Origin of the sequence: Flagellimonas allohymeniacidonis, from assembly GCF_004296335.1 — a bacterium.
Taxonomy (GTDB): domain Bacteria; phylum Bacteroidota; class Bacteroidia; order Flavobacteriales; family Flavobacteriaceae; genus Flagellimonas; species Flagellimonas allohymeniacidonis.
Map to the genome: position 1 here is coordinate 237,775 of NZ_SGIU01000001.1, position 19,676 is coordinate 257,450.

At 40.8% G+C, this 19,676-nt stretch carries 22 protein-coding genes; 16 read left to right on the forward strand and 6 right to left on the reverse strand.

Annotated elements, in window-relative coordinates:
• Positions 1-21: 21 nt before the first annotated feature.
• The 6 genes from EW142_RS00950 to EW142_RS00975 are packed head-to-tail and all read left to right on the forward strand — an operon-like array spanning position 22 to position 5,882.
• Positions 22-1,299: an MFS transporter gene (locus tag EW142_RS00950; RefSeq protein WP_130608364.1), complete on the forward strand. Its 1,278-nt coding sequence runs from the start codon at positions 22-24 to the stop codon at positions 1,297-1,299.
• A 24-nt stretch (positions 1,300-1,323) separates the two neighbouring features.
• Positions 1,324-2,085 (forward strand): SDR family NAD(P)-dependent oxidoreductase, encoded by a 762-nt coding sequence (locus EW142_RS00955; RefSeq protein WP_130608367.1) that lies wholly within the window; start codon positions 1,324-1,326, stop codon positions 2,083-2,085.
• A gap of 14 nt (positions 2,086-2,099) precedes the next feature.
• Entirely contained in the window at positions 2,100-2,855 is a 756-nt protein-coding gene (locus tag EW142_RS00960) for an SDR family NAD(P)-dependent oxidoreductase (protein ID WP_130608370.1), read from the forward strand.
• 22 nt (positions 2,856-2,877) lie between these two features.
• A complete protein-coding gene (locus EW142_RS00965) occupies positions 2,878-3,924 on the forward strand; it encodes a sugar kinase (protein ID WP_130608373.1) in 1,047 nt (348 codons plus the stop codon).
• Positions 3,925-3,931: 7 nt separating this feature from the next.
• Positions 3,932-4,600, forward strand: a complete 669-nt coding sequence (locus tag EW142_RS00970) for a bifunctional 4-hydroxy-2-oxoglutarate aldolase/2-dehydro-3-deoxy-phosphogluconate aldolase (RefSeq protein WP_130608376.1) — start codon at positions 3,932-3,934, stop codon at positions 4,598-4,600.
• Positions 4,601-4,637: 37 nt separating this feature from the next.
• On the forward strand, positions 4,638-5,882 hold the full coding sequence (locus EW142_RS00975; protein ID WP_240740125.1) for an Nramp family divalent metal transporter: 1,245 nt from the start codon (positions 4,638-4,640) through the stop codon (positions 5,880-5,882).
• 102 nt (positions 5,883-5,984) lie between these two features.
• Here the strand turns inward: EW142_RS00975 and EW142_RS00980 are convergent, their stop codons facing one another.
• Both EW142_RS00980 and EW142_RS00985 read right to left on the reverse strand, forming a co-directional pair.
• Entirely contained in the window at positions 5,985-6,737 is a 753-nt protein-coding gene (locus EW142_RS00980) for an HAD family hydrolase (RefSeq protein ID WP_130608379.1), read from the reverse strand.
• A gap of 175 nt (positions 6,738-6,912) precedes the next feature.
• The gene (locus tag EW142_RS00985) at positions 6,913-7,344 is read right to left on the reverse strand and encodes a hypothetical protein (protein WP_130608382.1); all 432 of its coding nucleotides are present in this window, start codon (positions 7,342-7,344) and stop codon (positions 6,913-6,915) included.
• Between the two features lie 265 nt (positions 7,345-7,609).
• Between EW142_RS00985 and EW142_RS00990 the strand changes: the two genes are divergently transcribed.
• The 3 genes from EW142_RS00990 (at position 7,610) to EW142_RS01000 (ending at position 11,950) form a co-directional block, all read left to right on the forward strand.
• Positions 7,610-8,032, forward strand: a complete 423-nt coding sequence (locus tag EW142_RS00990; protein ID WP_313790892.1) for an Hsp20/alpha crystallin family protein — start codon at positions 7,610-7,612, stop codon at positions 8,030-8,032.
• Positions 8,033-8,319: 287 nt separating this feature from the next.
• A complete protein-coding gene (locus EW142_RS00995; protein WP_130608388.1) occupies positions 8,320-10,902 on the forward strand; it encodes a PAS domain-containing protein in 2,583 nt (860 codons plus the stop codon).
• Positions 10,880-11,950, forward strand: coding sequence for a response regulator (locus EW142_RS01000; RefSeq protein ID WP_130608391.1), 1,071 nt, complete (start codon positions 10,880-10,882; stop codon positions 11,948-11,950). Before EW142_RS00995 ends, EW142_RS01000 begins: the two co-directional genes overlap by 23 nt.
• A gap of 498 nt (positions 11,951-12,448) precedes the next feature.
• On the opposite strand, the gene EW142_RS01005 is transcribed toward EW142_RS01000, so the two are convergent.
• A complete protein-coding gene (locus tag EW142_RS01005) occupies positions 12,449-13,141 on the reverse strand; it encodes a BON domain-containing protein (RefSeq protein ID WP_130608394.1) in 693 nt (230 codons plus the stop codon).
• A 121-nt stretch (positions 13,142-13,262) separates the two neighbouring features.
• Here EW142_RS01005 and EW142_RS01010 point away from each other — a divergent pair, with 121 nt between their 5' ends.
• From EW142_RS01010 to EW142_RS01030, 5 genes are all read left to right on the forward strand, one after another.
• Positions 13,263-13,637: a hypothetical protein gene (locus EW142_RS01010; protein WP_130608397.1), complete on the forward strand. Its 375-nt coding sequence runs from the start codon at positions 13,263-13,265 to the stop codon at positions 13,635-13,637.
• A 130-nt stretch (positions 13,638-13,767) separates the two neighbouring features.
• Positions 13,768-14,175 carry a hypothetical protein gene (locus EW142_RS01015; protein ID WP_130608400.1) on the forward strand — a complete coding sequence of 136 codons (408 nt, stop codon included), beginning with the start codon at positions 13,768-13,770 and terminating at the stop codon, positions 14,173-14,175.
• A 23-nt stretch (positions 14,176-14,198) separates the two neighbouring features.
• On the forward strand, positions 14,199-14,846 hold the full coding sequence (gene deoC / locus EW142_RS01020) for a deoxyribose-phosphate aldolase (RefSeq protein WP_130608403.1): 648 nt from the start codon (positions 14,199-14,201) through the stop codon (positions 14,844-14,846).
• Positions 14,847-14,856: 10 nt separating this feature from the next.
• Positions 14,857-15,555 (forward strand): purine-nucleoside phosphorylase, encoded by a 699-nt coding sequence (gene deoD, locus EW142_RS01025; RefSeq protein WP_130608406.1) that lies wholly within the window; start codon positions 14,857-14,859, stop codon positions 15,553-15,555.
• Positions 15,556-15,688: 133 nt separating this feature from the next.
• A complete protein-coding gene (locus EW142_RS01030) occupies positions 15,689-16,354 on the forward strand; it encodes an FMN-binding protein (protein WP_130608409.1) in 666 nt (221 codons plus the stop codon).
• A 35-nt stretch (positions 16,355-16,389) separates the two neighbouring features.
• Here the strand turns inward: EW142_RS01030 and EW142_RS01035 are convergent, their stop codons facing one another.
• Entirely contained in the window at positions 16,390-16,896 is a 507-nt protein-coding gene (locus tag EW142_RS01035) for a hypothetical protein (RefSeq protein ID WP_240740126.1), read from the reverse strand.
• Positions 16,897-17,305: 409 nt separating this feature from the next.
• Between EW142_RS01035 and EW142_RS01040 the strand changes: the two genes are divergently transcribed.
• A complete protein-coding gene (locus EW142_RS01040; RefSeq protein WP_130608415.1) occupies positions 17,306-17,815 on the forward strand; it encodes a nicotinate-nucleotide adenylyltransferase in 510 nt (169 codons plus the stop codon).
• A gap of 28 nt (positions 17,816-17,843) precedes the next feature.
• The gene (locus tag EW142_RS01045; protein WP_130608418.1) at positions 17,844-18,059 is read left to right on the forward strand and encodes a dodecin family protein; all 216 of its coding nucleotides are present in this window, start codon (positions 17,844-17,846) and stop codon (positions 18,057-18,059) included.
• Positions 18,060-18,132: 73 nt separating this feature from the next.
• On the opposite strand, the gene EW142_RS01050 is transcribed toward EW142_RS01045, so the two are convergent.
• A complete protein-coding gene (locus tag EW142_RS01050; RefSeq protein WP_130608421.1) occupies positions 18,133-18,768 on the reverse strand; it encodes a phosphoribosyltransferase in 636 nt (211 codons plus the stop codon).
• A gap of 11 nt (positions 18,769-18,779) precedes the next feature.
• Positions 18,780-19,424 (reverse strand): dienelactone hydrolase family protein, encoded by a 645-nt coding sequence (locus tag EW142_RS01055; RefSeq protein WP_130608424.1) that lies wholly within the window; start codon positions 19,422-19,424, stop codon positions 18,780-18,782.
• Between the last annotated feature and the right edge of the window lie 252 nt (positions 19,425-19,676).

Genomic DNA, 19,676 nt, shown 5'->3' on the forward strand with positions numbered 1-19,676 from the left:
CAAAATTCTAAAAAAAGGAACATGAAGCTAAAAGGCTTACGTTGGTGGGTAATCGCATTGATCTGCATTGCAACCGTTATCAACTACATAGATAGAACAGCATTCGGGGTAATGTGGCCAGAAATGGGAAAGGACCTGGGTATGGATGAAGCAGATTATGCGGTAATGCTCAATGTTTTTATGGTAACCTATGCACTGGGCAAATTCGTGTCCGGTAAACTTTATGACCAGATTGGAACTAGGCTTGGCTTTGTGTTTTCCATAGCCGTCTGGTCCGCAGCAGCAATATTGCATGCATTTGCTCGAGGCCTAATCTCCCTTTCGGTAATTCGTGCCATGTTAGGTTTGGGCGAAGCGGGCAATTGGCCTGGGGCAGTAAAAAGTAATGGCGAATGGCACCCGGTTAAAGAAAGAGCCATTGCCCAAGGAATATTCAATGCCGGGGCATCCTTGGGCAGTGTAATAGCACCCGCTCTGATAGCAGTGCTTTACGCTCAGTTTGGTTGGCGAACCACGTTCATAATCTTGGGACTGATAGGTTTTGTTTGGATCGTACCATGGCTTATCGTCAACAAAGCAAAACCAGAAACACACCCTTGGATTACCGAAAAGGAGCGAAACATGATACTATCCGATCGTATCGCGCCGGCCGAGGAAACCAAAAAAGAAAAAGGGTTGCCACTAATAAAGATTCTTGGATATAAAGAGTCATGGGGTGTTTTGGTATCCAGATTTTTTATCGAGCCAATTTGGTGGTTATTTGTGGGCTGGATGCCCTTGTACCTCAATTCAAAATTTGGCTTTAGTATTGAAGAAATTGGTTCAACCATATGGATATCCTATTTGGGTGGAATGGCGGGAAGCATATTGGGAGGATGGTTTTGCGGTAAGTTGATGGAGAAACACTCGGTTGACTACTCCAGAAAGATTTCTATTCTTATTGGGGGTATTTTCATTTTCTTGGGATTGATGGGCATCATCTTCTTTGTGAAGGGAAATAATCCAATGACATTTATATACATCGTGGCTGTTGTCCTGTTTGGTTTCCAATTCTCAATCGGGAATATTCAGACGCTTTCCAGCGATTTGCTAAAAGGGCCTTCCGTAGGGACTTTGGCCGGGCTTGCAGGTACCGTTGCCGCTGTTTCGGTAATCATCATGAACTGGCTCATACCAAAAATCACCACAGTTTCATATACACCTGCATTCATAATAATTGCTGTATTGGCCCCATTGGCGGTACTATCAATTTATGTCTTGATACGAAAAATAAAACCAGTCGAACTCGATTCGATGTAATAAAACCATATTAAAAAATTACAAATGAGCACAGAAAAAAAAGTAACTGTAATAACAGGAGCAACCGGTGGCATAGGATTTCAAGTTGCCAAAAGACTTGGAAAAGAAGGATATACGGTAGTCTTGAATGGAATAGAAGATGAAGCTGGGACCCAAAGGGTAAAGGAACTTACATCGGAAGGTATTACGGCAGAATATTTCGGATTCGATGTGACCGACGAGGAAGCTGTGAATTCCAATATCAATAAAATTGGAGAAAAATACGGTAAGATAGACGCGCTCATCAACAATGCAGGAGGGCTCGGCGGAAGATCTCGCTTTGAAGAAATGACGACCGAGTTTTACAGAGGGGTAATGGCGTTGAATCTCGATTCAACCTTCTTTGTATCAAGGGCGTCCATTCCTTTTCTCAAAAAAGGGGAAAGCGCTTCGATCATAAATTACACATCCATTGCAGGATGGAATGCTGGAGGACCTGGTGCTGGTATTTACGGTACTTCAAAGGCGGCTGTGCATGCCATAACAAGAGCTCTGGCAAAAGACCTTGCTGAATACGGTATTAGGGTAAATGCCGTATCACCAGGAACAATTGACACACCATTCCATACTCAGATTAAATCCACCAAACCAGAGGTATTTGCTTCATGGAAGAACAATATCTTATTGGGCCGATTGGGCCAACCGGAAGAAGTTGCTTCGGTTATTTCATTTTTGGTTAGTGATGATGCTTCATTTCTAACCGCTGAAACTATACAAGTTGGTGGCGGACAAGGACTTGGAATTTAACACTGATCAATCAAATGGGTAGATTAAAAGGAAAAATAGCTGTTGTAACCGGAGGCTCCAGGGATATTGGCCGTGCCATTTCCATAAAGCTAGCCAGTGAAGGGTGTAAAGTGGTGGTCAACTACCTTAATTCCGAATCGGGAGCTAAGGAAACTGTTGAGGAAATAAAGTCTATGGGGCAAGAAGCTATTGCAGTTAAAGCAGATGTTTCCGATCTTAACGATATTGGTGCCTTAAAGGAAAAGGTTGCAACCGCCTTTGGAAACAAAATTGATATTCTCGTCAACAATGCTGGAGGTCTCTTTGCGAGGAAAACATTACAAGAGTTTGATGAGGCCTTTTATGATTTGGTCTTGAATGTTAACTTTAAATCCACGGTTTTTGTCTCCCAAGCTTTTGAACCATTAATGGGCAAAGGTTCCGCAATAATCAATATTTCTTCCCAAGCAGCAAGAGATGGTGGGGGAGGCGGTTCTGCATTGTACAGTTCATCCAAAGGTGCAGTGACCACTTTCACAAGAGCAATGGCCAAAGAACTTGGGCCAAAAGGAATTCGGGTAAATGCCGTTTGTCCGGGTTTGATCGGAACAAAATTCCATGATGATTTTACCAAGGATGAGGTTAGGCAAAAAGTAGCAGCTGGCACGCCCTTGAGAAGGGAAGGTGCCGCGGCTGAAGTAGCAGATTTGGTGGCCTATTTGGCCTCCGACGAAGCATCTTTTATTACAGGGAACAATATTGATATCAATGGTGGTCTGGCCTTTAGTTAAAAACAAATAAGAAAATAATATCATGAAAAAAGTAGTGACCTTTGGGGAAATTATGCTTCGTCTGGCCCCTCCAGGATTTTTAAGGTTTTCACAGGCTAATACTTTTGATGTAATTTACGGAGGTGGCGAGTCCAATGTTGCGGTGTCATTGGCCAATTATGGCGTACCGGTCGATTTTGTGACCAGACTTCCCAACAACGACCTGGGTCAATGTGCACTGATGGAAATGCGAAAGCGCGGTGTAGGAACCGATAAGATGATTTTTGGGGGAGACCGCTTGGGAATCTATTTCTTGGAAACGGGGGCCGTAAGCCGTGGAAGCAAGGTTGTCTATGATCGTGCGCATTCCGCCATGGCCGAAATTGAAAAAGGAATGGTCGACTGGAAGTCGGTTTTTAAGGGAGTTGAATGGTTCCACTGGACCGGTATTACCCCGGCAATTTCCCAAGGCGCAGCGGATGCTTGTTTGGAAGCTGTAAGGACGGCCAGTGATATGGATGTGACCGTCTCAACGGACCTGAACTACAGGGCTAAACTTTGGAAATATTGCGATGATGCCAAGAGAGAGGAAATCATGTCCGAACTGACATCTTATTGCGATATTGTATTGGGAAATGAGGAGGATGCTGAAAAGCATTTTGGCATCAGACCGGAAGGCTTGGACATTACTACCCAAGGGGAACATGTTAAAGCAGAGGCGTTCCTTTCCGTTTGCCAACAAATGATGAAACGGTTCCCAAGGGCGAAAAAAGTGATAACCACCCTAAGAGGTTCATTGTCGGCATCCCATAACACTTGGGCTGGAGTACTTTATGATGGCGAGACGATGTATAAATCCCCGGAGTATCAAATCACCCATATCGTTGATCGTGTTGGTGGAGGTGATTCATTCATGGGAGGATTGATATATGGATTGCTCAAGTACCCGGAAGATGACCAGAATGCACTGAACTTTGCTGTGGCCGCCTCATGTCTCAAGCATACCATAAAAGGTGATGCCAATTTGGTGACCGTGGCCGAAGTTGAAAAATTGATGGGTGGAGATGCATCCGGTAGGGTAGCTAGATAGTTTTATTATGGCACAATATTCAAGAATTGAAGTAGTAAATACCATGAGTGGTACCGGCATGGTGCCCCTTTTTTACCATCCTGATGTTGAATTGGGGAAAAAAGTAATCAAAGCTTGCTATGATGGTGGAGCAAGGTTGATGGAGTTCACGGCAAGAGGTGATTTTGCTTTTGAGGTTTTTTCCGAATTGAACAAATATTCAGTGGACAAACTACCGGGAATGATGATGGGCGTTGGTTCTATAACGGATGCCGCGGCCGCTTCAATGTTCATGCAGATGGGAGCTAATTTCATTGTAACACCTTCATTTCGCGAAGACATTGCTATTGTATGCAATAGACGAAAAGTACTCTGGTCCCCAGGCTGTGGTTCATTGACTGAAATCAATAAAGCTGAAGAAATGGGCTGTGAGATAGTCAAACTTTTTCCAGGCTCAACCTATGGGCCAAGTTTTGTAAAGGCAATAAAAGGTCCACAACCCTGGACCAACATCATGCCAACAGGAGGGGTAAGCACTGAAGAAGATAACCTTAGGGCTTGGTTTGAAGCTGGGGTAACCTGCGTGGGCATGGGGTCAAAGTTGATAAGTAAGGAAATTTTGGACAATGAAGACTTTGAAGCCCTGGAAAATTTGGTTAGAAAAACATTGGGTACCATTATCAAGATAAGAAATTGAATAAGTGAACAATCAACCACCGGACAAGAATTCATTGGTGAAAAAACTACTTGCCATTGTATTGGCATTTGGTCCTGGCATTTTTGCTATTGGGTATACGATTGGTACGGGAAGTGTCACCTCAATGATTGTTGCTGGGAGCACCTATGGAATGCAATTGTTATGGGTTTTACTGTTAAGTTGCCTCTTTTCAGGGATTCTCATATATGTTTATGGTAATTACACCCTGATAACGGGAGAAACTGCCTTATTTGCCTTTAAAAAACATCTCAAATGGGGAAAGGCCATGGCCATCCTTATCATTATTGGAATCGCTTTCGGTCAATGGAATTCCTTGATGGGCATCATGGGCATTTCTTCGAATATTATATATGAAATATTTGCAATTTATTTTCCACAGATTTCCCAAAACAAATATGAATTTGTAATAGGTATTGCTGCAGTGGTAACCGCTATATTTTATGCCCTGCTTTTGGTTGGTAAATACACCTTCTTCGAAAAAATCCTTGTCATTTTTGTCACCATCATGGGACTTTCTTTCTTAATATCCCTGTTTATGGTATATCCTATGCCTTTGGATGTAATAAAAGGACTAGTTCCTAGTGTTCCAGAGGTGCAAGGCGGTAAAATGTTGGTTGCTGCATTTGTTGGAACAACCATGGCTGCTGCGACCTTTTTATCCCGTCCACTTTTTGTAAAAGGCAAAGGCTGGACCATCAAAAATCTGAAACAACAAAAAAAAGATGCCATCACAGCGGCAATTTTGGTTTTTGTAATAAGTGCAACCATTATGGCCGTAGCTACAGGGGCCCTTTTTTACGATGGTAAACCGGTGACACAAGTCTTGGATATGGTAAATACTTTGGAACCAGTTGCTGGTAAATTTGCCCTGACCCTTTTCTTTTTTGGGACACTTAGTGCAGGCCTTTCTTCAATTTTTCCGATTTTGTTGATAGTACCTATTTTGATCGCTGACTATCAATCTGGGGAGTTGGACACCAGCTCAAGACAGTTTAAAATCATTACGGCATTTGCCTGTCTTTTCGCTATGATAGTACCAATCTTTGGCTCAAATCCTGTTGAGATGCAGATTTTATCACAGATTTTCAACGTATTTGTATTGCCTTTGGTCATCTTTGGAATCATCTTCTTGATAAACAACAGACAATTAATGCAGGGATACAAAACAGGTAGGTCGATTAACATAGGTCTAATAGCCGCTCTGTTCTTTTCCTTGATTATATCCTACAATGGGATACTTGCTCTAATCAACTATTTCTAGAAAATAAATAGTCTAGCTTGTATTTCATTGCTCATTGAATATGATTCTAAAAAGCGTATTTATTCAGTACCGGGTTTGGCCAGTGGTATTAAATCCAAATCGCTATTGCGATTTTTGTGATTCCTTCTTTTTTGATTCGATAAAACTGTATATCCTCGCACTCAAACCCTCTAGTTGGTCGACAATGTAAGCAGGTTCCAAAAGCTGGCACTCATGAACCGATTTGCGGGTGACTTTATTCGTCACAGCAAAAACAGTCATATTGGCATTTTGAGCGGCTTTTATTCCATTTACGGAATCTTCAATTACCAAACATTCATCGGATTGTAAACCCAATCTTTTTTTGGCCAAATCGTAAATCTCTGGGTCCGGCTTCCCATTTTTTACATCATCCCTCGTGAGAACCAAATTGAACTTTTCGTGAATCCCCATAATTGAGGTAATTCGTTTAGCCTCGGGCAAATGGGACATGGTTGCTAGTACCACTGAAAGTTCGTCGGAATATACTTTATGGAAAAGACCAAGTGTGAAAGTGCAAAAATGTTGTGAGAGAAGATCCGTATCTTCTAAGATTGACCTATATTCCTCCAACCGTTTTTCAATTAACTGTTCACCTATTAATTCTAGATCATTGGTTTTCAGATGGCTTCCCAATTCCTCAGAAAAGTGATTGGCAAGGCCCCGAACCACTTCGCTTCGCGAAAGACCCACAAATTGACCGAAAATATCCAAAACGTTACTTTCACTTATTTGGCCTTTGGTTAGGTAGTGTATGGCCTTGGCGTAAGAAGTTGCTTTTAATACCTCAGTCTGGATCAGTGTACCGTCAAGGTCAAAAATTACAGCCTTTATCATTGTGTTTTGTCAATGGTTAAAGGTAAACTTTTTGATAAGAGCTACGCAGAAAAATAACCTGTCAGAGACAATAGAAGATAAAACTTTCTAGCAAAGCCTTTTGGTCCAATTTCAAAGTTTGGAAATTCGAAAAAATGGTTGTCCATTAACGGACATTAAACCCTAATGGCACGGATCATACCTTTTTATCGGGTTTATGTTTCCTCAAAATGCTACCGGCGTAGTTGAAGATTTCAGTCTTTAGGTTTTGAAAATCCCCAAGACACTCTTTCACTTCGGATTTGATCTCATCATGTTTTCCAAAGTAGACTTGGTCGCAGAACCTATCATCACGTTCGAGCATACCCCCAAGTTGGCTCTCGTGCTCGGAAAGGGTGTTAACAACCTCGTCCTTACGTTGGCAAACTTCCTTTATTCTTGATTTATAATCCATAAGTCGTTCAAACAAGTTGGGGGTGTTGGGTTCAAAAACATAGGAATTCAACAATCTCTCAATAAAGAGAAGTTCATCCTCCATATGCAAAAATTGAGATTTCCATGTAGTGGATTCCCAGTGAAGTTCCTCTGCTTCGTTTATGCGATTTGATTTTGTTACTGAATTTTTCATGAGCCAAACTTTAACCCATAAAATAGGAATGCGTTGACTAAACTAAAATGACTCAGGTCAGTGCTGCCCAACGCTAATTAGAGAGAGTTTTTTGTTGATTCATTAAGGAAAAAAGCGAATCTCTTTGGTAGGATGCTATGCAGTTGACCGGGATCATTTTACAGTGGAACAGTGCGGTCTAATTTAGCGCCAACTGATTTGTAGAACCCAAAAGATAAGTATCATGTCATTAACAAAATTTAAAAGAAGACCATTCGGAAATCTGATGAGATCGAATTTCTTTGATCTTGACGATTTCTTTGAAGATCGCATATGGAACAGTAGCATTTTAAAAGATCGCTTTTGGAATGGTAAGACCATGACCCCTGCCATGAACATTAAGGAAACCGAAGAAGATTTTGAAATAGAATTGGCAGCTCCAGGATTCGCGAAAAAAGATTTTGAGGTCACCATCGATAATGGATGCCTAAATATCTCAGCTGAGAAATCGATAACTGAGGAAGAAAAAGAGAAGAACTACACGCGAAGAGAGTTTAGCTATAACTCCTTTGAACGCTCACTTCAATTACCTGAAAGTGTGAAGGAAGAAGCTGTTAAGGCCAAATATAACGATGGTATCTTGAGCTTTAAATTGGTAAAAAAGGAAGAAGCGAAAAAACAAAAACCTAAGGTTATTGAGGTTTCATAAAATAGTGTCTTTTTGTAAAATCCCTGTCCTCAGAATTCTGTAGTAGACCGCAAGAATTTTGTTGATGGGGATTCTCTTTATGACAATGGTCATACTTAAATGCAATGCAACCTATTACATTTGAAAGAATACCAACCCCCGCTAGACCATCCGGGTTTTGCATGCGAACTTTGCATTTCTTTTAAGAGTTCGGAGCAAGGCCGTAAAGCACCATATTGAAACACCCCTAAGGTTACCGTTCATCGGTCGGTTTTTTTTTACAAGGACAACACGGTAAATGCTTGCTTATGACATCGCAGCAATATTTTCAAAAACAAAAGACAAGTCGCTCTGCTCTTTTTGAGAGTGACAGAAAGCTTCGGACGCTTGTTGCGAATCTCCCAGGTATCGTATATCGATACAAAAACGATGAGGATTGGACCATTGAATTCATCAGCGAAGGATGTAAGAATTTAACCGGGTATTCACCAGAACAATTTATGGTTTCTCCGACAATCAGCTGGGGAAGCTTAATTCACCCAGAAGACCATAAAAGGGTAAAGGATTTAGTGAAAGAGGCGACGGAGCAAAACAAAAGATTTCATATTACATACAGGATACTGGATATTGACAAAAAAGTGCGGTGGGTTCGGGAAACCGGTATTGGAATAGAGAGGAACGGAAAAGAGGCCTTTTTTTTGGAAGGGTTTATTCAGGACGTAACGGATATCATGGAACAGGGCGGTTCTCTCGAGGTCGCGGACCGAGCCCTAAATGCTGCAGGGAACGGGATTTTAGTTTCAGATGCGAACAAGAAGGGCTTTCCAATAATCTATGTCAACAAGGCCTTTGAAAAGATTACGGGATATTCTAGTGGGGAGGCCATGGGTCGAAACTGTAACTTTTTGCAGAGCCATGACCGAGACCAGGAAGAAATTGAGACCATACGTCGTGCTCTCGCAAAAGGTGAAGCCTGCCATGTGATCATCCGAAATTATAAAAAAGATGGTACCCTCTTTTGGAATGAACTCTCGATAACTCCAGTAAAAGATCACGAAGGTAAACTCACCCATTTTATTGGAATTCAAAATGATGTCACCCATGGCAAGAATATGCAACTCTTGCGTAAGGCTAAGAATGACATTCTTGAAATGGTAGTGAAGAAGAAATCCTTAATCAGCATTACCACCCAGATCTTAGAAGTTCTCAAAGAATGGATAAAAGAGGGAATGTTTGCGCTCATGGTTATGGATGAGCATAAAAGAACTTTGCACCGAATGGCAGGTCTATCCTTGCCAGAAGCATTGGGTTCGGCCTTGGATGAAATACTTATCGGATCCAATTTTTGCTCGTGTACCCAAGTGGCTTTCCATAAGAAAAAGGAAATCGTGAAAGATATATTGGATGAGCCCCATTGGTCCAAATATCATGACATAGTAAAAGAAAGTGATGTATCGGCATGCTGGTCGTATCCCATGGTGGATGGCAATTACGATATTCTGGGTGTACTATCCGTGTTTCACCCTAAAGCGGTCGCACCCACTAAAAATGAGGAGGAGTTGATTTTGGAAATGGTCGGTTTGGCCAGCTTGGCATTTGAACAGGCAAAGTCCCAAAAGCTCTTAAATGAAAGCCACGAACGCTTAGCGAATTACTCCAAGGGCCTAGAAAGGAAAGTGGAAAAACATACCAAGGAACTTCAAAAAGCCCTCAATGACCTAACAGTTTCCAACTTCGAGCTTGTAAGTCAGACTGCTGAAGCCAAAGAAGCGGAAAAAAGGGCCGAAACCAGTGAGGCCATGTTTTTGGCCATTGCCAAAAAATTTCCGAAAGGAGCCATATTGTTGGTCGATGACAAGATGTATATCCACTTTATGGAGGGGTCGGAGCTGCAAAGTATTCAAAAGCAGATAAGGGATAATGGAGGAGTGAAAATTGCTGACCTCAAAGATTTTTCTGAACAGCGCAAGGAGATTTTCAAAAGGTACATAAAGCGAACCCTGGATGGAGAACACTTAAGTTTTGAAACGGAATATAAGCGCATTCCCTATGTTATCAATACCACTCCGCTTTCCACCGAAAATGGTAATATTTCTCATGCCCTCTTGGTTTTGTTGAACATTTCGGACCGAAAAAAAAATGAGACCAAAATGCTTGAAAATCTAAAAAGGGAAAGGGAACTCAGCGAACTGAAATCTCGATTTATTAGTACCGCTTCGCATGAGTTTAGAACTCCGCTCAGTGTTATTCTTTCTTCTGCCACCTTGATTGAAAAACAAAATGAGGTAGGTCAGGAAGAGCGAAGACTTCGACATTTGATGCGAATACGGTCCAACGTTCAACACTTGGTATCCATTTTGAATGACTTCCTTTCCTTGAGTAAGCTAGACGAAGGAAAGACCCTTGCCCAGCCGGAGTATTTTGATATCATCGATCTTTCAAAAAACATTATAGAAGAAATCGAGGTCAGTAAAAAAGCGGGGCAAAAAATTACACTGGATAGCAATGGCGCGCATATTAGCGTGTACCTGGACCCTAAATTAATGCGCCATATCCTTCTAAACCTCTTGAGCAATGCTGTAAAATATTCTGAGGAAAATAGTCCAATACTTCTTAAGATCCATGATGGATTATATGAAGTGTTCCTGACGGTTGAGGATAAAGGAATAGGGATTCCCATAGAAGAACAGCAACATTTGTTTCAACGGTTTTTCCGAGCAAAAAATAGCGTTAACATTGCAGGAACCGGTCTTGGATTGCACATTGTAAAACAATACACCGAACTCATGAATGGGAAGCTGAATTTTACAAGTGAAGAAAACAAAGGGAGCACTTTTACCCTGAAATTCCCCAAAAAAGTTAATAGCCATGAAGAAAGTATTAGTAATTGAAGACAATAGAGACGTTCGAGAGAACATTGTGGAGATTTTAGAACTGGCTAAGTATACTGTCTTGGCCGCTGAAAATGGATCTATCGGGATTCAAATCGCGAAGGCGGAATTACCAGATATTATAGTAAGTGATATTATGATGCCTGGAGTGGATGGGTATTCCGTTCTGGAGACCTTGAACGAAGATGAAAATACAGCAGGTATTCCCTTTGTGTTCCTATCGGCCAAAGACAAACGAGAAGACATTCGCAAAGGAATGAGCCTGGGTGCCGATGATTATCTCTATAAGCCTTTTGAGGCTTATGAACTATTGGATGCGATTAAATTGCGCCTTAAGAAAAGTGATTTTCTGCAACGAAAGTTCTCAAAAACCACCCAAGGCATCAACAGTTTCTTCAAAAGTGCGTCGGAATATTTGGGAATGGAACTACTTTCAAAAAACCGAAAACTTCAAGAGTTTAGTAGTCGAGGAGAGATATTTCAGGAAGGAGATGCCGCCCATAACCTATATTTTATAGAAGAAGGAAGCGTAAAGACCCACAGAGTGACCGAAAGTGGTAAAGAAATGGTGACAGGAATGCACGGCAAAGGGGATTTCTTTGGTCAACTGTCCCTTTTGAATAAGTCTGGTACCTATCTTGAGACCGCCGTGGCTTTGGAAAAAACCAGGCTTTTGAGTATCCCCAAAGGCGATTTTACCAATTTGGTGTACAAAGACCGTGAGGTATCCAATAAATTTCTTGATATCATATCGGATAGCATGGCCCATTTGCAAGAGCAATTGGTGGACATTGCCTATTCCTCGGTGAAACAACGGGCCGCCAAAGCTCTTCTGGAATTGCACGATAAGGGATTTATTCAGGACAGTAAACAAAAAGGGGTGGACATACTCCGTGAAGATCTAGCTTCTATGATTGGTACAGCAAAGGAAACTGCGATAAGGGCTTTGACAGAATTTAGGGAGCAAGGATTAGTGGGAGTGGGCAAGAAAAGGAGATTGATTCTATTGGATCGGAGTAAACTTCAACGCATTGCTGATTTTGGGTGATAAGGATTAGCAAGATAAACCGCATAAAAACAAAAACAGGGAGTTCACACTCCCTGTTTTCTATGAAGAAATCAATTCTCTCTATACAAACAACCAATTGTTTAAAAGGGATTATTGCTAAAACCGAATAATCAAATGGCTTCTATATTTCAAGAGTCAATTACTTCACTCTGGTAATTGCAATCTTGCGAAAACAACGACCAGTGCTTTAATATTTTGAAAAAAGAGACCGGCTTACCGAAGTACTCCGGTCTCTCAACAAGCATTACATCAATCTCATAACTACTTACACTGATCTTTTAGCCTGAGCGAACAAGCTAAAAAATTCAAATGAATCAATTGATTTTTGCGCTACTTGCTTAAGCTTTGAAAATATTGCTACCTCCAAGGCTTTATCTTAAATCAATCTTTGAATGAACGTTTTATTTTAACGATGGTGCTAAAGTAGTAAGGTCAATGCATCCGCAAAATGATGTAGATCATTTTGAAACTACTTTTTTAAGAATATACAGGATAGAACTGTACGGTAATATCATTTTTGACTTCGCGAACCCCTGGAGCCTTATAAGCCGCTTTTTCTGCCTCCTCCTTCTCTTTTATGGAATGGACCCGACCTTTCAACTGTACCGTATGTCCATCCACTAAAATGCGAATGCCCTTAGCTTCGATATCCGCTGATCTTTCAAACGCCTTTACTATTTGATCAGTAACTTCTGATGGCTGAACGGTTTTCTCGATAATAAGACTGTTTGTATTTACGCCTTTTACACCCAATAAATTTTCCACAGCCTTTTTGGCAGCGTGTTTTTGGTGCTTCCATTTAACTTCCCCAGTTAGGTAGACCCATCCATTTTCAACGGTTATATCTATTTTTCCTGCAGGTATTGAAGAATTCCATTCCAAAGCATTAGCTGCTGCTTTGGCTATTTCCTTGTCCGTTTTTTTGTAGGCATTGCCATATTTGATATCAATATTTTCCGCTACCGCCCTTACACCGGCAATACCTTTTATCGCCTTTACCGCGGCTACTTTTTTTATATAGCTGTCCACGACCCCCATTAACGTAACAGTTCCGTCTTCAACGATGACCCCAATTTCGGTTTCATCAATATCGGGTAACCATTCCAGTTCCTCCAGTACATCATTTTTGATTTCTGCATCGGTTTTTGGGATTTCTTCATTTGCTTTCATAACCTACAATTGACGTTTCTAGTTCAGCTAAAAGTAGCTCGACACCTATGGTTTTCAAATGATCCATATCATTTACCAAGATAGGACTCCGCACTTATTTTGTTGGAATAAAATTTTAGAAATGAAGCTGAAAAGATTTTTTTTATTGCTCGTATTGGGGCTGAGTGTTGGTTGTGGACCAGTACTGGTTTCACACCGATTGGCAGACCCGCCCCCACCTTGGTTTTACCCGAACAGATTGGAAGCAGTTCGATATGTGTATTTCCCTGATCATTTTATTTATTATGACCTTTCACTGCGGAGTTACTTCTATTTGGATAATGGGGTTTGGATATCTGTTAAGGTTTTACCTTCCCGATTTAGAACTATTGATTTGAGACGGAGTAAATCGGTTCGGATTCGGAATTACTATGGAGATAATATCGACAGGTACCACAGGGAACAACAGAGCAACCGAGGTAGGAGCAATAAAAACCTTCGTAGAAGCAACCAATGAAAATATTCAAATCAAGTGGGAGGCAAACTCGAAGTACTTGGACTCTTCAAAATCTGACTTGAAAAACTAACCTTTATCATATTGAATGCGAAAGGATAGGAATATTTTTACACTATCTAAAATTTACTAAATGTTGAATTCTGAGCGAATAGGAAACCAATTTTACCAGAACCTAGGCAAACTTTTTTATGCAATTGCCGCAACGGATCAAAAAGTAAGGCCCTCTGAAATTAAAAGGCTACGCAAATATGTAAGACAATTTTGGTTGGATGTCGATGCGGTGGATGATGAAGTTGGGACCGATGCCGCTTATCAAATTGAGATTGTCTTTGATTGGCTTCAAGAAACAGATTACACAGGTGGGGAAGTCCATTTTAATGAGTTCAAAAGATTTTACAAAGAACATCAAGACAAGTTCACTTCCCAGGTGAAAAAACTGATACTCGACACCGCTGATTCCATTGCATCTTCCTTTGCTGGCAAGAATAAATCTGAAATGCTACTTTTACAAAGATTGAAAAGTCTGTTTAATCACTAAAGCGGCTTTTTCAATTATACCCTTTGACACAGCTAGAGAAATATATTGACCATACCCTTCTTAAACCCACAGCCACAATTGCGGATATTAAGAAACTGTGCCATGAAGCCAAGGAACACCGTTTTAAAGCAGTATGCGTTCAAGGTTGTCATTTAGAATTGGCCAAAGAGGAACTTGGGGGCGGCTCCACGCTTTTGGCAACTGTATTGGGATTTCCACTTGGGGGAATGTCAACCAAAGCCAAAATAGGAGAAGCCAAGGACTATATTGAAAAGGGGGCGGATGAACTCGATATGGTTCTTAATATAGGATGGTTAAAATCTGGTCTTGATAGTCTCGTCCAAGAGGAAATTCGACAAATAAAACAAATCACTGGGGATAAAATCCTTAAAGTGATACTGGAAACCTGCTTTCTTACCGATGATGAAAAAAAGAAGGCAAGTCATTTGGCGGTTGAAGCAGGGGCCGACTTTATAAAAACATCAACAGGCTTTGGTTCTGGGGGAGCCACTTTTGAGGATGTAAGACTTATCAAATCCGTAGTTGGAGATAATGCCCTGATCAAGGCTTCGGGAGGAATCAAGGATAGGCCTACCGCTGTAAAGTATATTGAAATGGGAGTTTCAAGGATAGGTACCTCTTCGGGGCCCCAGTTGATCAAAACAAGTTAACAAACATTCAATGGCGGTACATATAGGAGCGAAAAAAGATGAAATTGCAGAATCGGTGCTGATGCCCGGTGATCCTTTACGGGCCAAATGGATTGCAGAAACCTTTTTGGAAAATGCAGTTTGCTACAATCAAATACGTGGAATGCTGGGATATACAGGCTACTATCAGGGCAAAAGGATATCTGTTCAAGGGAGTGGCATGGGTATTCCATCTGCCATGATCTATTGCAATGAGCTGATCAGTGAATATGGAGTTAAGCAAATTATCAGGGTAGGTTCTGCCGGATCTTATCAAACTAATGTTGTCCTAAATGATATTGTGCTTGCCATGGCTGCCTCAACTACATCAGGCATCAACAATACCCGTTTTGTAAATGCCGATTATTCGCCTACGGCAAGCTTTGCACTTTTTGATAAGGCGGTACGTTTTGCGACAGAAAACAACATCCCCTTTAATGCAGGCAACGTACTTTCTGCAGATGAGTTTTATGAAGCCGATCCCGATAGCTATAAAATATGGGCAAAATACGGCGTACTTTGTGTGGAAATGGAGACTGCCGGACTCTATACCATTGCTGCGAAATATGGGGTAGATGCATTGACCATCCTCACCATTTCCGATTCCCTTGTTACGGGAGAACGACTAACCCCTGAAGAGAAAGAGACTTCTTTTTTTAAGATGATGGAAATAGCGCTTGCTGTCGCCTAATTAACCATTTACTTTCCTTAATCGACCTTACCCTTACATGATTACTGTCATTTTGTTTTGAGTTAAAACTTCACAATTTTGAATTCCAATTGAAAATCAATCGGAAAGCTTGAATGTTTTAATCCTAAACAAAATGAAAACGAAATATTTATTCCTCTTGTTAATGCCACTTATTTGGAGCTGCAAGGAGAAGACCGAAAAAAAAGACCTAGAAACCGTAATCGTTGAAGTTCAAGAGACCAAAAAGCTTCCTGAAGAATTGTTCAGTATAGCCCAATTTGCAGGACTTTCCCTAAGTGATTCGGTTGAAGTGAATTCCCAAATGCGCTTTTTGTCCATTGCTGAAAATCAATCTATTGATTCGCTGGATATGTATCAGGCCATTGACCTGTTCAAAGACAGAATTACCAAAGGGGTGACCACAGCTTATCCCATCTTTGAAATCAGCGAATCGGGACTAATCGTTCTTACCGTCGTAAACAAAGGATATGGAGGCAATATACGAGGTCTGTTTTTGATAGATAAGAATACCTTGGAAATCAAAAAAGTGGCTTTTGAGCATATGGCCGAATCGGAAGGGTATGGTGCTGCAATTACATATTCCTCGTTTGAAAATCAGTTTGTGGGCACAAAGATCAATTTTCAGGGAAATAGCTTTGGGCTAAATCAAGATGGGAAAGACATTATAAAGGGAGGCAAAACGATAGATGGAATCTCTGGGGCGACCATTACCAGCAGGTTAACGGTCCAAATGGTCAATGAAGAACTCAAAAAGCATAAGAACTATTTTATAAACTAACCTGGGATTACTAGCCCAGAAAACCATGGTACTTTTTATTTCCAATCATTGCTTCTTCTTTTTATCACTCTAAAGAGGGTAATATTCAAGAATGCAAACCACAGTAAAAAGCTTAAGAAGGTAATCTTTTGAATTATGGGCAATGCAACGATTGAAAAGCCTGTTTCATAGATCAAATAATTAAGCACGAAAATAAGAAGACACCATATGCCAAACACAAAAAGAGCATAGTACCTTGCCTTGAACAATTCTATGAACAAGGAAATCAAAGCCATCACCCCTAACAAACCTGCAATTCGAAGTATGACATCGTGATTGCCTGCTGCCAAAAAAAGTGTAAGTCCCAATGACAGTATACTAGTTGTTCTCATTATGGAAAGGTTGATACTCTTCAGCTTAAAAAGTTTGGGTAGATCGTACCAAAGAAGAATTAGGCTACTGCAGAGAACAAGAAGGGAGAGTCGGGCATACGAACGTGCTGGGTTGGGAAGTCCGTTTGGTGTATTCGTATCCAACAAATCACAGAGATAATTGCTCTTCATATCGAAACCAAGTTGGTTCGCGTCGAAATTTGACCCCCCAGGATAAGTTAGGGCCGCTAACCCATAAAAGAACAGAAAAAGCCCTATTCCTAGTAAAGGTGCTAAAACAAGGGCTTGAGTTTTGGGTGTACGGACCATTTTGATTCAACAATATCACTATAAGATAGGAATCCACAAGTTGATGGCAACAATGGGGCAAGAGAATATCGGAAAGAATTAGCCCGTTTGGAATGATGGATGTCAATCTTGGTTACCGCAATTGCATTAGTAAGATTGAAAATAATGGAGGCATGGCAACACTTTCTTTGAATGATTCAGATCATTGTCGCTTGAATGTCAAGGGAATACTTTTGGCATGATTGGACCTCGGATGTGTCCAAATTTATATTAATCATTAATTCTAAATGTTATGAAAAAAATACTGTTAGGGTTGTTCGTGTTAGGGATAACCATTCCATCATTTGCCCAAATCGTGAAGACCGAAAAGCTGTCTGAAGTAATAGTGTACGCCACCAACTACAAGTATCTGAATAATGTGGATACCCAGGAGGTCGCCTCTATTCCTGTAGAAGCGCTTCAACGTAAGGTAGCTGCATATGACATCAAAAACTCAGATATTTACTTTGATGAGTATGATTTTTATGAAGTTGCATTTTACATTCCTGAAGGAAAGATTTTGGCCACCTATGACAAAGACGGTCGAATCATTAGAACCGCCGAAAAGTTTAAGGACATCAACTTACCCATTGGAGTTAAGGAGGCGGTACTTAAAAGATTTCCAAATTGGACCATCACCAAGGACATTTACATTGTCCATTTCCATGAAGACAAAGGGGTGAAAAAGAAATACAAGCTCAAATTGGTCAATGGTGATCAGGTGATGCGAGTAAAAACTGATGCCAGCGGTAATTTTCTGTAAACCATAGGAATCTCAAAAACTTAATCACATGTCAGTTTTAAAAGTAATTGAAATATTAGGTAACTCTACAGAGAGTTTTGAAGATGCGGTGCAGAACATCATCACCGAGGCATCAAAAACAGTAAAAGATATCAGGTCTGTTTACATTCAAGACATGCAGGTCACGGTCAGCGACAATCAAATTTCCCAGTATCGGGTAAATGCGAAAGTCACCTTTGGCATCATGGATGTTGTAGACAACTAGATTTGGTGAGGGGCGTTATTGCAAGAACGGTGACGTCCCTTTTTGATGTTATGAGGATTCAATTTCAACACGACTACCCCTCATCAATAGTTTCCCGATCTTCCAATAAAGCTATGGCCTGTTCATCCGAAACGGAATAAAACTCATCATAAAACATGCCTACAGATCTAAAAACAGATGGGACCATCAGGCATATAATTTCATCCACATGAGGTGATGCTTCCAGTTTTTTTATTGCAGATTTTGATGCCACAGGTACCGCAACAACCACTTGGCCAGGTTGTTTTTTGGCTACCAGCTCTACTGTGACCATCAGAGTATTGCCAGTAGCAATACCATCATCAACAATAATTACGGTCTTACCCTTCAATACTTCAGGGTTTTTGCTTTTATGGTAAATGCTGTCCCTAAGCTTTAACTTTTGTCGAATTCTTTCCACTTCTTCGGTAATGTAATTTTTGGTAACTCCAACAGCGTCACTCAACATATAATCTTCTAAACTAACCGCTCCAATGGCGTATTCTTTATTGTATGGATGTCCTATTTTCTTGGTCAAAACCACATCCAGGGGTGCATTTAAACGGTTGGCCACGATTCTTCCCAAGGGTAATCCTCCCCGAGGAATGGCCAATACTACCACATCGCCACCCTTAAATTCCTTTAGGGCATTTGATAGTTGTCTACCTGCATCAATTCTATCTCTGAACATTTTAATTGAATTTAAATCCTAGTGGAAAACCAATCTGCGGTTTGTTGGGCGACCTCATTTAGCTTTCCTGGCTCTTTGAATAAATGGGAAGCCTGTGGGATAATGACCAGTTTTTTTTCACACTTCAAGTTTTGGTAGGCTTTCTCATTTAACTGTATTACCTCTTTATCCCAACCGCCAACCAACAAAAGGGTTGGAGCAAGTACCTTAGGCAGTGCCGCCATGGCCAAATCGGGTCTCCCTCCGCGAGAAACCACGGCCCCGATGTCATGGCCATAAAAGGCGGCTGCTTTTAGCGCTGAAGCGCTTCCTGTACTTGCTCCAAAATAGCCTATGTTCAACCCTTTTGTTTTTTGGTAAGACTGTACCCAGTGGGTCACATCAATCAGACGAATGGATAGCAAATCAATGTTGAACCTATTTTCATAGTTTTCATCCTCTTCAGCAGTTAACAAATCAAACAATAAGGTGGCCAAACCTGTATTCTGTAATATTTCTGCCACATAGTTGTTTCTAGGGCTGTAGCGACTACTTCCGCTTCCATGGGAGAAGATTACGATACCTGTTGCATTTTCAGGAACACTTAAGTTGCCTGGCAATGTCAAACCATTCAATGTAATGTTTACCGTGTCAGTATGTATCGCTGAGGCCGTCATGCCGTGGAAATTTGTGTATTCCCTTTTTTTGAAATCAAAACCAATAGGAGCAATCCATAACTCAATGTCAATAGACCAAAGGGCAAAACAAAAATCAATAAATGCAAAACCGTTTTCATGGATTAGCTGTTCATGGTGTTGTAAGTCAAAATAATTCCAATATGTGCAGAATTCAAATGACCCAAGTCAATCGAAAGAATGCTGATAGATTGACTTTAATCATTTCCGCCAGATACTCCATTCATTACTTTA